This is a genomic window from uncultured Kiloniella sp. (assembly GCF_937128705.1).
Classification (GTDB): Bacteria; Pseudomonadota; Alphaproteobacteria; order Kiloniellales; family Kiloniellaceae; genus Kiloniella.
In genome coordinates this window covers 1-14582 of the sequence record NZ_CAKZMP010000015.1, presented here as the reverse complement: position 1 = coordinate 14582, position 14582 = coordinate 1, and the positions used below count along the sequence as shown (strand labels likewise).

The 14582-nt window shown below is 47.2% G+C and carries 14 protein-coding genes; 6 read left to right on the top strand and 8 right to left on the bottom strand.

What is annotated here, in order from left to right; genetic code table 11:
• On the top strand, window positions 1–1951 hold a 1951-nt coding region (locus Q0241_RS01065; RefSeq protein ID WP_299371735.1), incomplete at its 5' end, for a methyl-accepting chemotaxis protein.
• A 221-nt stretch (window positions 1952–2172) separates the two neighbouring features.
• Here the strand turns inward: Q0241_RS01065 and Q0241_RS01060 are convergent.
• The 3 genes from Q0241_RS01060 to Q0241_RS01050 all read right to left on the bottom strand — a co-directional run bounded on the left by Q0241_RS01060 (window position 2173) and on the right by Q0241_RS01050 (window position 5504).
• On the bottom strand, window positions 2173–3276 hold the full coding sequence (locus Q0241_RS01060; RefSeq protein WP_299371732.1) for a hypothetical protein: 1104 nt from the start codon (window positions 3274–3276) through the stop codon (window positions 2173–2175).
• A complete protein-coding gene (locus tag Q0241_RS01055; RefSeq protein ID WP_299371729.1) occupies window positions 3261–4526 on the bottom strand; it encodes a hypothetical protein in 1266 nt (421 codons plus the stop codon). Before Q0241_RS01055 ends, Q0241_RS01060 begins: the two co-directional genes overlap by 16 nt.
• Window positions 4527–4916: 390 nt before the next feature.
• Entirely contained in the window at window positions 4917–5504 is a 588-nt protein-coding gene (locus Q0241_RS01050; protein WP_299371726.1) for a hypothetical protein, read from the bottom strand.
• Between the two features lie 238 nt (window positions 5505–5742).
• Between Q0241_RS01050 and Q0241_RS01045 the strand changes: the two genes are divergently transcribed.
• Complete coding sequence (locus Q0241_RS01045; protein ID WP_299371723.1) at window positions 5743–6549, top strand: class II aldolase/adducin family protein; 807 nt, start codon at window positions 5743–5745, stop codon at window positions 6547–6549.
• 81 nt (window positions 6550–6630) lie between these two features.
• Here Q0241_RS01045 and Q0241_RS01040 read toward each other — a convergent pair whose 3' ends face one another.
• Window positions 6631–7197 (bottom strand): isoprenylcysteine carboxylmethyltransferase family protein, encoded by a 567-nt coding sequence (locus Q0241_RS01040; RefSeq protein WP_299371720.1) that lies wholly within the window; start codon window positions 7195–7197, stop codon window positions 6631–6633.
• A 108-nt stretch (window positions 7198–7305) separates the two neighbouring features.
• On the bottom strand, window positions 7306–7881 hold the full coding sequence (locus Q0241_RS01035) for a Crp/Fnr family transcriptional regulator (protein WP_299371738.1): 576 nt from the start codon (window positions 7879–7881) through the stop codon (window positions 7306–7308).
• A 156-nt stretch (window positions 7882–8037) separates the two neighbouring features.
• Between Q0241_RS01035 and Q0241_RS01030 the strand changes: the two genes are divergently transcribed.
• Window positions 8038–8760 carry a hypothetical protein gene (locus Q0241_RS01030; protein ID WP_299371717.1) on the top strand — a complete coding sequence of 241 codons (723 nt, stop codon included), beginning with the start codon at window positions 8038–8040 and terminating at the stop codon, window positions 8758–8760.
• Window positions 8761–8796: 36 nt separating this feature from the next.
• On the opposite strand, the gene Q0241_RS01025 is transcribed toward Q0241_RS01030, so the two are convergent.
• The 3 genes from Q0241_RS01025 to Q0241_RS01015 form a co-directional block, all read right to left on the bottom strand.
• Window positions 8797–9609 carry a transporter substrate-binding domain-containing protein gene (locus Q0241_RS01025; RefSeq protein WP_299371714.1) on the bottom strand — a complete coding sequence of 271 codons (813 nt, stop codon included), beginning with the start codon at window positions 9607–9609 and terminating at the stop codon, window positions 8797–8799.
• A 318-nt stretch (window positions 9610–9927) separates the two neighbouring features.
• Window positions 9928–11004, bottom strand: a complete 1077-nt coding sequence (locus Q0241_RS01020) for an NADH:flavin oxidoreductase (RefSeq protein WP_299371711.1) — start codon at window positions 11002–11004, stop codon at window positions 9928–9930.
• Between the two features lie 130 nt (window positions 11005–11134).
• On the bottom strand, window positions 11135–11815 hold the full coding sequence (locus Q0241_RS01015) for a type 1 glutamine amidotransferase domain-containing protein (protein WP_299371708.1): 681 nt from the start codon (window positions 11813–11815) through the stop codon (window positions 11135–11137).
• A 210-nt stretch (window positions 11816–12025) separates the two neighbouring features.
• On the opposite strand from Q0241_RS01015, the gene Q0241_RS01010 reads away from it, so the two are divergent.
• The 3 genes from Q0241_RS01010 to Q0241_RS01000 all read left to right on the top strand — a co-directional run.
• Window positions 12026–12898, top strand: coding sequence for a LysR family transcriptional regulator (locus Q0241_RS01010; RefSeq protein WP_299371706.1), 873 nt, complete (start codon window positions 12026–12028; stop codon window positions 12896–12898).
• Window positions 12899–13263: 365 nt separating this feature from the next.
• Entirely contained in the window at window positions 13264–14145 is an 882-nt protein-coding gene (locus Q0241_RS01005; protein ID WP_299371703.1) for a xanthine dehydrogenase family protein subunit M, read from the top strand.
• 2 nt (window positions 14146–14147) lie between these two features.
• Window positions 14148–14582, top strand: a 435-nt coding sequence (locus Q0241_RS01000; protein WP_299371700.1) for a (2Fe-2S)-binding protein, incomplete at its 3' end; no start/stop codon positions are given.

Sequence of the window (14582 nt, the reverse complement as noted above, 5' to 3'; positions counted from 1 at the left end):
TACAAACCTTGGCCTACGATTCCAAATTTTAGCAATCTGCGTCCTTTCCCTTATCGGTTTTGTTGCGATCGGCAGCGTTTATCTCGTTAGCAACCAAATTAGAAACGGATACATTTCCAATCAGGACAAAGCACGCCATGTTTTGGAACTCGGAGAAAGCCTAGACAAAGAGCTCCTGAATGCTCGCCGTCATGAAAAAGACTTTCTATTACGGTTGGATAAAAAATACGTTGTCCAACACGCAGAAGTTATGTCCAAGATAAACAAATACCTAAGTGAACTGGAAACAGAAGAAAACACTCCTGAATTTACTGGTTATGTTGACGATCTGAAAAATCTATCTACGGTTTATGAAGAGCAATTCAAAACAGTTGTGCATAATCTTGAAATCATAGGTTTAAACGAATCAAGTGGCTTACAAGGTGAACTTCGTACAGCAGTACATAACGTAGAAGAACGCTTAGAAAGGCTCTATAATTCTGACCTGACAGTATTAGTGCTGATGATGCGGCGTCATGAAAAAAACTTTCTTTTACGGCTTGATCCCAAATCTATTGATAGTATTGGGGAACAAATTAATGAATTTAAAATCGTAATGAGAGCATCTGGAATTGCAGCCAATGATGCCAAAGAAATCAAGGATCTATTAGCTAAATATCAAGATTCATTCAACAAATTAGCTGACCTGAAACTCATATTAGAAAAGCATCAAAAAACACTGAGCACGGTCTATTCAGAAGGCATCCCCGCCTTGTATAAAATGAAAAAGATAGTGACCACTGATTTTGACGCGGTAAAAGAACAAACAATTTCCAATGCAAAACAAACGACCCTTGTCATGGCCGTTGTTATTCTGGTCACGGCCATCATTGTTTTTGCCATTGGTTGGTGGATTAGCACCCTTTTATCCCGCCCGATCCAGAGTTTAACTTCTGTTATGGAAGATTTGACAAATGGTAATCGAGACATCGATGTACCAAACACTGATTCGACCAACGAATTGGGCAAAATGGCCAACGCTGTTCTCTTCTTTAAGGATCAATTGATTGAAAATGAGCGCCTTAATCAGGAACAGCAAGTCGCGCAACAAGACCAGTTGAGAAAAGCAGAAACCTTGCGTAATCTTATTGCCAGCTTTGATCAAGAGGTAACCAGTGTTATCTCTCAAGTTGATCAAGCTGTTGATACCATGGCAAAAACCGCCCCATCCATGCGACAGGCTGCCAGTGAGGTCAAAGGCAAATGTGATGTATCTGCACAGTCCGCAACCCGTGCGACAGAAAATGTACAAACCGTGGCCACGGCATCCGAAGAGCTTTCCGCCTCTATCAAAGAAATTGGTCAACAGGTTGAACAGTCAACCAACGTAACGCAAGAAGCCGTTAAACAAGCTGATAATACACGTGGCATTATGTCAGAACTGGCAGAATCAACCACAAAAATTGGTCAAGTTGTCGGCCTGATTACCGATATTGCGGAACAAACCAATCTGCTTGCGCTGAACGCCACGATTGAGGCCGCACGCGCCGGCGAAGCTGGCAAAGGCTTTGCCGTTGTGGCCAGCGAGGTTAAAAACCTGTCGAACCAGACATCCAAAGCGACGGACGAAATTGCACTACAGATCAATGGTGTACAGGCAGCATCCATGCAAGCCGCAGAGGCCATCACAGGTATTACAACGACGATCCAGCGTGTTCACGAAATTGCCTCAGCTATTGCTGCGGCAGTACAGGAACAGGCTGCGGCAACATCGGAAATAGCAAGGTCAGTAGAAGAAACGTCCAGCATTGCACAGTCCATGCGTCAGGATCTGACAGAAACGTCCGAAACCGCCCAGAACACGGAACACGCTGCGGGTAATATGCTGACAACAGCAGATGATCTTACCAGCCAGTCCAACGTTCTCAGCACATCAATTCAGACGTTCCTCGGGAATATACGCTCTGCCTGATTAAATCGCCATAAACTCTATGAGTTTAGCGTTTACTTCTGACAGGTCGGCCCAAATTGGGCTGACCTGTTTTTTATTATTTGTACATGATAGACGAATATACACAATAGATTGGCAACCCATTCCAAATCTTGAATGAGTTACCCAACTGGTAAATAGTTTCCAAACACATCTTGCCGTGTCTGTTTCACCTAATCCCAGCATATTTTACAGAAAGCCAATTACTGCAGGCCGATTTCCTGAACTTTCGCATCAAACCACGTGGGATAATCATCAATCATTTGGCCTGGCTTTAACTGTTCCAGTTTTGCGACAGCGTCATCATAAATGCGCGTGCGTTCTGCATGGTAATAATCCCGCCGTACCGGGCTGATGTAACGATCCGGGACACCCTTGTTCATCTTATCATAAAGACGCCGAAGAGCTTCGGGAACAGCCGCGATATTCCGATTGATTTCAACCCGTGTCACGGCCAGTGCCTGACGGATTTTCTCGACAGGCAAACTGGTGATCCGTTCTAGCGAGTTCATCTGAGCCTCAACCGTGCGCACCATCACCTCTGCCCGCCAGTCCACACGCTTTTGCAACAGATCGTCAAAGTATGCGACCGTACTCATTCTTGCCGAAACCAGCCACGAACTTTCGACCACAAACTCTTTTTCTTCCCCGGCCTGACCAACAACTGCTCTTGCTTCGTCCGAAGACACATAGATCCCGTTGTTTGCCCCCGGTCCCTGATAGCGGGTTAATAGTTTATCCCAGCTCACCCGTTTAGGTACTGTAATGCTCCAGCTTTTCTCACCGGGTTTGTTTGGAATACCAAGGTCAAGCACGATCCCATAGCGTTCTTCCGGCGTTTCTTTTCCGTGAAAGATCAGTTTCAGCTTCACATCATAAAGCGCCAATTGTGACCAGCTTTCTTCGGAAAGTTCACTTAACCGCGCCCGTCCGCCGGGATGGGGCGGCAGTGGCAAAAAGGTATTGGCCTGAATATTCCAGATCACTTGCCCCTGCGTTATTGCCTGGGCCCCACCGTTTTCGATACGCCAACGATAGCTGTAATCAATATTTGGTAAAAACGTATTCTGTTTAATTTTTTCGGGTTCGGGTTCGGGTTCAGCTCTCTCTCCCCACACCGTTTTCGTGAAGGAAAGCTTATTAAACAAAAGGAACTGATGATCACCCTCTCCCCGACCGATCACATCTGCACGCGCAACAGGCCCTGTCACGCCAACAAAAATGAGCAAGGCAGTAAGCACCAAAAAGCGGCATAACGGGCTGGCAGAGGACAAAACCATACATAGCGACTTCAATTTTCCAGCCATGCGTCAACCTCCTTCACAAAGAGATTTACCCGCTGTAAGCGACTGTAATTCAACTCGTTTGGCTGCAATTGAACCGCCCCTGTTTTAAGGGGAAGCTGGCTTTCTTCGGCAAGTTGAAAATACCCTTCGATCAGGTAGTGCGATGCCATGGGCAAGACAATCTTTTCATTTTCCACAAAATCTCGCACTTGAGGAATATAATGAGCACCAGAACTCAACAAGGCAAAGGCCATGCCCCCGTAAAGGGCATAACGGAAACGATAGCGACTGAATAAGGCACAGATCAAAACAGCCACCACCACAATGCCCGACAAAATTGAAAGGTTAATCCATTCTTCCCACGCCATTGCCGGGGTCAACAGCGGAGAGACAAGCGCCAAGGCAGGCAAGGTAATGTAAACGGCCAAAACGATAAGACCGCTAATGAACCCTAAAAAACCACCGCCAGATCTTTCATCAACGTCACTGTCCCACACATAAGGTGACGGATCCCGATCTTCATCATGCAAATCAATATCCTTGTCCCGTTTGGGGCTTTTAGCTCCCTGACCCACCCGATGCTCTGTTCGGCGATCCTTCTCACGCCTCTCTCGCTCATCCATAGGTGAAAAATCATCCAGATCAATTCCCCCCTGCTCCATGCCGATATCAGTACTTCCCGGTCTGGTTCTGGATACTTCCTCTCTATTAGAAGACGTTCCAGAGCTGCCTGCGTCTCTTAGGGCGCCAGATTCTGCTGGGACACCAGAAGAAGAGGAAGAAGATGTGCGCGGCCTTGTCAACTTTTCTAACAAAGGCTGTTCAGCAAAAAGAGGTTTTTCTTCCAACAGTAAAACATCTTCATCTTCTTGATCCCGCTCGGACAAATAACTGTCCAAAGAAACGTCAGAGAACGAGTTTTCTGACGACACCGTTTCCGGTTCATCAAGGTCAATCGCCCGCGAAGCCACATGAGAAGCCCCGTCAACACCACTGCTTTCTTCGACCTCAGGTCTGTCATCCACGATATCTGTGGTTTCACCAGATGTATCAGCAGCAGATGATTTTTCAGAAAGAATACGTCTGACTGCTTCGTCAAAATTTGCTGTCTCTAACAAAAGTGACCGCTCATCAAGGGGGGGATTTTTTTTCGTAAGACTGGTAACAAAGATTTGCCGCGCCCGAAGCAGATAATCGACCAGATCATCTGTTTCCATATCATGTAACGACGGCAAGCCCTCTTTTAAAACTCTGACTTTTTCTTCTGGCAACCTCTACTCCGCCCGTTTTGCACACTTTTCACAAACACGACAGCTTTCCGATGACAGGCTTATAAAACCTGTCTCTTTGGCTAATCCAAAGACTGGCTCTTTATTTATCTACCCCCATAGATAAAGTCAGTTTAATCGGCTTTTGCCCCCACACACTGTCTATTGTTTGTGCCATCTGATGAACACATAAGTCTTCTTGTTCTGTATCTTAACCTCGTTCAGATAAAAAGGGAGACCTTTTTCATCTTTCTTTTCCCAATCGCGAATTTGGTCGCAAACAAATCTATCGGCCTGTTATAAGCACAAACTGACAGTCCGCCCAAACCATACCCAATTCCCAGATCATTCGGAACGGCATCCCCTAAAACCATCCAAGGGCGATAAGTCCAATTACCCTTGCGGTATATCGCGTGTTTTATCCAGACACCGCTGTTCAAAACGATCAGCCTGATAAGGCATCACAAGCTCTGGCTTGTCTTCGGCATAGATTATGTCCAGATGATCATGGGGAAAGGCTTCCCAATAGCTTTTTTGCCCTATCTGCTTGGCAAAGCTTGTCTCTATTGTTTCGCCCTGATGTTCAAAGCGAAGTAAGACATAAAACCCGCGCCCCATACGCGACTTTGTCCCCATGACCTTGGCTTTCGTCACCTGACCACGGCTATAGACATGAACCATATCCCCAACCATTTCGATCAGGGTCCACCAGATATAAAGCGCGATCAAGGTTCCAAAAATCACCGGAATTGTCAGATCAGGATTAAACGAAAACCCGCTTGCCGGGCTAAAGACAACCGCCCCCATAACCCACAAGATCACCCCCGCGACAACAAGTGCCAAAAGACTGTAGAGCAAATACCGCCAAAGATAATAGGAAACCGCAGCCGACCGGATATGCCCGGCGGCTTTAAGATCGCGATAAAAGGGCAGGAAATCCCGCGCCCCGATCTTGAGAAAAATTTCAAATAAAGCTGTCATGAACAATCTTGGAAAAATCTTGAATGGTAAGAATAAACACTGGCCGTAGTGTGCCTTTCAAGGGTCTCTAAGGCAAAAGGTATTATCACGCCGAAGCAAACTCCCCCTTAACACGTCATAAGAAAATATCCCAGAAGATGCGGGCATCAAAGGATCGGGGATAGATGTAAACAGCTTGACCAATTCTGCCTGACCTATCAGGCTCATGAATGATCAGATATTGAAAAGAGAAACGAAGATGACCCAGCCCATAAATCAGGCCACAAATCAGCGCATCGGAACCTCTGACTTACAGGGCATTCCCCACGCAGGAATTGATACAAAAGAATGGGCGCTTCGGGTTGATCTCGCCGCCGCTTTTCGCTTGGCGGTTCATTTTGACTGGCACGAGTCCGTGGGCAATCATTTCTCTGCCGCTGTATCAGCAGATGGTAAAAAGTTTCTTTTGAATCCCAAGTGGAAACACTTTTCAGACATCAGGGCCAGTGATCTCTTGCTATTAGATGCCGATGACCCCGATGTTATGAACGGGCCAAATGCCCCAGACCCAACAGCATGGTGCATACATGGTGCCGTGCATGCTGCGGCCCCCAATGCGCGGGTTCTACTACACTGTCACCCAACCTACGCCACCGTGCTGGCGACACTAAAAGACCCCGCCATCAAACCCATTGATCAGAATACCGCCCGCTTTTTTAACCGCATATCTATCGACCTGAACTATGGCGGCCTCGCCGATGAAGCCGAAGAAGGACAGCGCATCGCCCGCGCCTTTGGCAACCAGTCCATTATGATGATGGGCAACCACGGTGTTTCCGTTGCCGCCGAAACGGTCGCCGAAGCATTCGAAGATCTCTATTTTCTGGAACGCGCGGCGAAAACGTTGGTCCTCGCCTATTCCACCGGACAGGATCTCAACATCATGAGTGACGAAATCGCCGAAAAAACCGCCCAAAGTTGGGAAGATTACAGCGACGCATCCTTCGCCCACTTCGACCACCTGAAATCCATGCTGGACAAAACAGACCCGTCTTATAAGGAGTAAGAGATCACCCTATAAGGTAATTATCAGTAAGCGCTCAAAACCTATGCAACTGATAACATTCCCCCCTTTAAGGACAGCGGCTTAAATCCATCGCCGGACTTTTTGACAGTATGCCTCGTACGCCGTGCCGAATTTGTCGCGCATGACCTTTTCTTCAAAGGCGATATACCAGCGGTCAGTGACCACAACAAACAGTAGGGCAAGCGCGAAAGAGCTATAGGCACCGCCAAGCAAAACCGCAAAAGCAAGCAACGCAATCACAAAGCCGAGATACATTGGGTTTCTGGACCATTTAAAGACCCCCTCTGTCACCAATAGATCCGGTTGACCAAAGGTCATAATGTTGGTGCGTTTTTTCTTGAACAGCCAACTGCCGGAAAAGGCCAGTGCCAGACCGCCCGCGATAAATGGAACTGCCAAAAGGCTATAACCGTCAGGAACGGCGTGGGGGCTTTCCTGTTGCCAACACAACACCGCCATAAGGACCACAAAAATGAGAAACAGAACGGGTGGCAGCAGTTTTTTCATAACATCACTCCGATAATGGAAGGTCATCACGCCGGATATCCCCGGCAAGAAATGAGTGTTTTCGTAAACAAACGGATTGACGGATCTTGTAATCAAGGCAAGGGCTTGGTGCCTTAACATATGTTAAGCCGCAGGCGTAAATACCCGAGAGTTAAATTTTGGAGAGCTAAATCTTGGGGAATTGAATCTTGAGGAGTTAAATGTTCGGGAGTTAAAAGACAGTGCTTTTCAGATCATGCCCATTTCGCGACGAATACGGGATAGGGTGACATCAGTAATTCCCAGATACATCGCAACATGCCGCAGGGGTATCAAATCGTTTTGTACCCCAAATTCATCAAGAAAACCTTCGTATCTCTGACGTGCAGATTTCATTAAAAAATCAGCTTCCCGATTTTCTTTTTTCAGGGCAAGGTTTTCATAAACACGGCGAACAAACGTCGCCCAGTTTTTGTTTTCATCCGAAAGACGGATCAAGTCATCATAGTCAATCACCACCGTGTTACAGGGGGTAATTGTCTGCGCATAAAAAGGGCTCTGTTCTGCATTTACCACGGTTGAAATACTAGCAAAGGCCCCACCCGCTTTGACCAGCGACTTATTTCTCTCTCGCCCTTCGCTATCAATATAATAATAACGCCCGATGCCATGGGTCAGAAAGTACACGCCTTTGGGTTTATCCCCAGCCGAAAAGATAGCCTCATCGGCCTGATAAGATCGCGCAGAAAATAAGGACTTAGCTTTCGCCCACTCCTTTGATGATACAGGTGCAAGTTTCTGAATTATCGGTAACAGCTTACACATCGACACTATATAAAACCTAACACTGCCTCAAAAAGTTCTTATCTCTGGCAATTCTAACTTTGGGTAACTATAGTAAATACTACTCAGGTACATACAGACCACAGAGAAGAATTAATAACTCTAAAAAAGCAAAACCTTTAATATATAGTTTCACACATGCCATTCTATAAAATAAATCTTTTAAAACTTGCACTTATAGCTCTAATTATCGCGCAATTCACATGGTATCAAGATGCTCTCGCAAGTTCAAAAACTAAACAATTAAACAAAAAAATCGGCACCAGCCGTCTCGTTTATAGCAAGAACATAAAAATTGCTTTCCAACGTTACATCAACGAGCAAGGAATAGGGAATCAATACCTTGGGACTGCAATGGCTCTTGACCCTAAAACAGGTAAATCTGTTTCATCTTTTTTGTCCCAAGATAAAAACGCAGCCTCTCAAGCTCAAGTAAACGCACTAAAAGAGTGCGGTGACCAATGTTATCTCTTTGCCATCGGAAGAGAAATTGTCTGGATAAACTTAATCGATCCAGCTACTCAACAGAAAATAGCCCCAGAACTAAGAGTAGCATCTCATCCCGCAAAAGCGAGTTACCCTAAGGCTATCAAGTACTATAAACCTGAACTTTTTGAGTTAACAATTGGGCAGTCAATAAGTTTAATGCATTATGCCCAAAGAGTTTCAAAGGTAAAAGCACATCAACATGCTGCTTTTGTGGTTAGCAATGATGGGAGCTCTGCACTAGCCATAAACACTGCAAAAAAAGAAGCGCAACATAACGCCCTCAGAGATTGCGAGATTAGATCGCCCACGGCAGAATGTTATCTCTATGCGATCAACAAAAAAATATTATTCTCTGGCGAGAAACTGTTTTGACCTTTTTTAAACTCTCTTCTTCAAAAAGAGCTCAATTCAAGATGTTTCGTCATCCGTCAGGCGGTTCATGTAACGTTCATACTCACCGCTTTCTCGGAACTCTTTTAGACCCTTGTTAAATCGGGCCACGAGCTCGGCACTGCCTTCCAGAGCTTTTGGAAACAGAACATAGCTCAGGTTATTCAATATCGCTTTTGGGTGATGGGTAATCAACGACCGTTCCTCGGGCGAGAAATCTCGGGACAGGGCAAAATAGCCAACCGACATTTCTTGGGGATAAATCTGAACACGATCTGTTAACAGCTTTTGAAAATTCACCTTATCGTTCGCGCCCCGGTCCATAATCACCCTGCCATCAGCCAAGGCGGCATCCAATTCAGGGCCATAGCTATATTTGATGCCACCACCAAGTCGATAGGACCTCAGATCATCCATACTTTCCCAATTAAACGGCTTGTCCTTACGATGAAAAAAAACAAACTGTTCTTTGAGAACCGGGTCGCTATAAAGAAAATCGTTCTCGCGTTCTTGTTTGTGCATCCAGACACCCATGGCCTGAAACTGACCAAGAGAAGCTTCGTGATAGCCCCTTCCCCACGGTAAAAACGTTAGCTCGGCACCAATACCTTGCGAAGCAAAAATCTCGACAATCATCTCGGCAACGACGCCATTTCCCTTTAATTCCTGAGATAAAAAAGGCGGCCATTCGCCGACTGTTACAGTGATTTTTTCGTCACTCGCTTGTGCGGGAACAGACAAAGACATCGACGAAATTGTCGCAACAGTCATGACAAAAAGTGTGGATAGTAATCCCAAACCTTTACGCAAATGCTTTAAAGTGCTTTCCATCTTATGATCAGCCCTTTTCTTTTTATGCCCCTAATCATAACAGAAAAATGAATATTTTTCATGATTTTTTGTTTTACCGCCCTTACGCCCCGACCAACAGGACCAAAAACCGTAAAATATGGCGGCATGATCAAGAGAAAGAGTAAGAGGCATAACCTCAAAAGCTTTAAGGAAAAAATAGAGCTAAGGCCCGAATGAGCACTAAAGACATAAAATTACAGGTCGGAAAAATCACAGGCGCGGATAAAACAGCCAAATATCCGCACCTGTACTTTCAGGTCACATATTCCAGAATTCAGGTCCAGAAATCCAGAAACCCTAAGCCTGAACAAACCCTTCCCAGCGGGACATATAGGTAATGAATTTCTCGCTCAAGCCTTCTTGTTCGAGGTGCTCTTTACTGACCGGAAGCTTTGCCGGGGTAAAGGCAGCGTTCCTTGCCAGCTGTTCGGGAAAGTCATGATGCAAGATTGCGCCCCGACCAATCAGAACAAAATCTGCCCCCGCATCCAGACAGTACTCGACATCTGCTTGGGTCATGATTTTACCCGCAACGCCCAGCTTTACAGCTCCACGATCCAGCTCGGTAAAGTACGAGATCAGGGGACGGCCTTTATAGGCTTCATCTTCGGGTTCCTTGCGGACATCCCACAGGGACATATCCAGAAAATCAATTTCCCCCGCAGCAAAGATATCTTTTGCAACCTGAATAACCTCGCCCAGATCCATATCAAAACGTTCAGGTGACAAACGCAAGCTGACATTAAAATCAGCCCCACAACGCTGTCTAATGCCCGTAATAATTTCCTGAATAGGCCGCATCCGGTTTTCAAGGCTGCCACCAAACTGATCATCACGTTGATTAATTGTTGGGCTTAGGAATTGAGCTAAAATATAACCATGTGCGCCATGGATTTCGACCCCGTCAAAGCCAGCCTTTTCAGACCGTTCAGCGGCAACAATAAAGTCTTCGATCAACTGCTCGACCTCAGGCGTACTCAAAGCACGCGCGCCATGCTCGACATTATCTGACGCACAGACCGGGCTTGTGCCGATCAGATCAGCTGGCGAGCGCATTCCTGCGTGATGTAGCTGAACAATAGCCAAACTACCTTCGGCTTTGATGGTCTTTGCTAAACGGGTAAGCCCCGGCAGATGATCATCAGAAAACACCCCCAACTGTCCGGGAAACCCCTGCCCATTGGCTTGGACATGGGCCGCACAGGTCATGGTCAGACCAAAACCACCCTTGGCACGCATGGTCAACCAGTGAAACTCTTCATCGGAAAGTGTTCCATCCGTGTGGCTTTGCGTATTGGTCAGGGGCGCCAGCATAAATCGGTTTTTCATAGCCGGACCACGGGTAAAGGAAAGAGGCTTATATAGCTTGTTCATAATCAAATTCTTATCGGATGTTTCATCAAGTACGGATCACATATAGTGCTGATCCAAAATTCTTGAAGGGGTAGCTGGACATCTGTTTTGTCACACCCTGCCCCTTCAGATATTCGAATAGCTTAACGCCCTAGGCCTTTAGCACATCAAGCAACAAGCGGGCGGCGGAATCAGAAGACCCCGGATTTTGCCCGGTGACAAAATGACCGTCACGGATAGAAAAATCAGCCCAATCATTTGCAGAACGGAACACTGCCCCGGCTTTTGTCAATTCTTGCTCGACAGAGAAGGGGACAATATCTGTCGCACCAACGGCGGCTTCTTCGCTATCTGTAAAGCCAGTGATTTCACGCCCGGCAACAATCGGGGTATTATTCATATCTGTTGCTTTAATCAGGGCGGTTACACCGTGACAGACAGTACCAATTGGCCGCTCATCCGCATTGAAAGAACGCAGCAATGCCAGCGAATGAACGTCATCAGTCAAATCGTATAACGGCCCATGACCACCGGGGTAAAACACAGCATCAAAACCATCTGCCTTAATGGAACTCAATGGCTTTGTATTTGCCAAAAGATCCTGAGCCACACTGTCTTCATTAAAACGGCGTGTATCATCACTTTGGAAATCATCGCCCAGACTTGCAGGATCAATAGGCGATTGACCACCCGCAGGGGATGCCACTGTAATATCTGCCCCGGCTTCCTTGAAACGATAATAGGGTGCCGCAAATTCTTCTAACCAAAGGCCAGTCTTTCTGCCGCTGGTGCCGAAATCTTCGTGTGAGGTAACAATCATCAGTATTTTCATGTTCAAGTCTTTCTTTTATCGCCCAAAAACAAAAATTTTGTTTGCTTGAACACAAGATAATTCGTCTCATCAAAAAAGATAATACATCTGGAAACAAACATATTGTTTAATTATATTAGACAATATGTTTGTACCGAAAGGTTTACAGGGGCAAGTTTACAGTCGCTTTAGCCCATATGAATAAATCGGTAATGAAAAAGGACCAGATCAATGGACGACCTTCGCGGGATGATAACCTTTGCACGTGTGGTCGAAAGCGGCAGCTTTGCCGCCGCGGCACGCAAACTTGATCTGGGGCGTGCCGCGGTCAGTCACCAGATAAAGCTGCTCGAAGAACGCCTTGGAGCAAGGCTGTTACACCGCAGTACCCGCAGTTTAAGCCTGACCAGCGCCGGAGAGGATTATTATCAAACTTGTAAGTTAATCAGCGAAGAAGCCGAAGCAGCAACCCGCCGGATCCAGAGCCTCAGCGACCAGCCCGTTGGCCGTATCTCGCTGACCTGCTCTACGAACTTTGGCCTCAAACGTATTGTCCCCCTGCTCAGCCAGTTTCGCCAGACCTATCCGGGCATTGAACTGGATATCGAACTGACAGATGAAATCACCAATCTGATCCAGGGCGGGTACGATATTGCCATCCGTTCAGGCCCCCTGGATGATTCCGACATGATGTCTAAGAAAATCTGTAGTACGGTGCGCCGTATCTGCGCCGCACCCCCTTATCTGATAAACAGACCAAAGCCAGAAACACCCGAAGATCTGGCCACCCATGACTGGGTAACTTACAGCAGGCATTCCGGTCTCATCACGCTTAAAAAAGATGATCGACGTTATACCATTAGAATTAAAGGCCCGGTTCACACCAACAACGCGGGGGCGCGGTTAGAATTTATCTTAAAGGGCCACGGCTTGGGCCTGTTGCCGGAACACGACATCAACGATCACCCCGCGGGCAGTTTGGAAATTCTCTTACCTGACTATACCATTCCAACGCTTGACCTCTTTGCCGTCTATCCCCGGGGTGCAGCATCCAGCCTGAAAGTTCGCATGTTGATTGACTTTCTGGCCGAACAACTTGCCTAACAAGCCCAATCTTCCAAGGCCTTGCTTAATGATCTGAGTTAAACTTCTTTCTATTTTTAATGGTCAGAACTCAGTTCTCAGAATTCAATTCTCCAAAGCCGCACATTTTTCCGGTTCCAAAGTGACAAAATATTTCAAAAAAGTTTTGCGAACCGACAAATAATTTGAACAAATAGGGTGCGTATTGTTTGCTTGATGTTTAAGAATGAAACAAGCAACCTATCTAACAGGTAAAGAGAAGTAATAAACAGGTTGATACCCCGTGCCAAATTTGGCCAGAGGCATAAAAACAACCCAATAAAAATAAAACAACACGTCAGCCAAGAATGAAACACCAGAGATGATACAGATGGATCTAGATACACATGCGTTATGAATCCCCTCAAACCGTAGAAGCCGCCGCTGCCCTGTTGGCAGGTGAAGAAGGTCTGGCCCGCGTCTTGGCGGGTGGCACCGACCTTTTGGTACAAATGCGTTCAGGCATGGTAGAGCCTGATCTGATTGTCGATGTGAAAAACATCCCGACCATGACCTCTATTACCGAAGAAAATGGCGGCTATCGCATCGGTGCGGCCGTTTCCTCGGCAGAGATGAACGAACACAAAGGCCTCTGTGCGCTTTGGCCCGGTGTTATGGAAGGTGCTGATCTTATCGGATCAACACAAGTCCAGGGCCGCGCCACCATGATCGGAAACCTGTGTAACTGTGGTCCTGCTGCGGATAGTGTCCCGGGTATGGTTGCCGCCAATGCAATCGCCACCGTTGTCGGCCCCAATGGTCGTCGCGACGTTCCGGTAATCGACATTCCCGTTGCCCCCGGAAAATCCACTCTTGCCAAGGGTGAACTGGTTGAAAGCGTTTTCTTGCCCGCCCGCCCGAAACGAGCTGGTGATGCCTATCTGCGCTTTATTCCGCGCACAGAAATGGACATTGCCGTTGTCGGCGTTGGTGTCAGTCTGGAATTGGATGACAACGGCGTTTGCACCGATGCCCGTGTCGGCCTCGGCGCGGTTGCCATCAAGGTATTATTGGTCGAAGACGCGGCCAAAGCCTTGATCGGGACCAAGCTTGATGATGCCGCGCTGGAAAAAATGGCTGCGGCCACATCGGCTGCCTGTAAGCCGATCAACGACAAGCGCGGCACCATCGAATTCCGCACCAAGGTTGCTGGTGTTCTGGCAACCCGCGCCGCCAAGATTGCTCTTGAGAGAGCCAATGCAAGAGCCTCTAACGGGGGAGAGAAATAACAATGTCCGGTATTCATGTTTCCACCACCATCAATGGCGATGCCGTTGAATATGTCTGTGATGTCGAAGAAACTCTTCTCGATGTCCTCCGCGACAAGCTCGGGATGACGGGCTCTAAAGAAGGCTGTGCCTCTGGCGATTGCGGTGCCTGTTCTGTCACTGTTGATGGCCGCCTGACCTGTTCGTGTCTGATGCTCGGCGCAGAAGCGCAAGGCCATGAAATCGGCACGATCGAAGGCGTTGCCAAAGGCACTGAACTGCACCCTGTTCAACAAAAAATCTTGGACAACGCCGCCCTTCAATGCGGTGTTTGCACACCGGGTTTTGTTGTTGCTGCAAAGGCCCTTTTGGAAAAGAACCCCGACCCGACCGAGACCGAAGTTCGCTACTGGCTCGCCGGGAACCTGTGCCGCTGCACAGGCTATGACAAAATCATT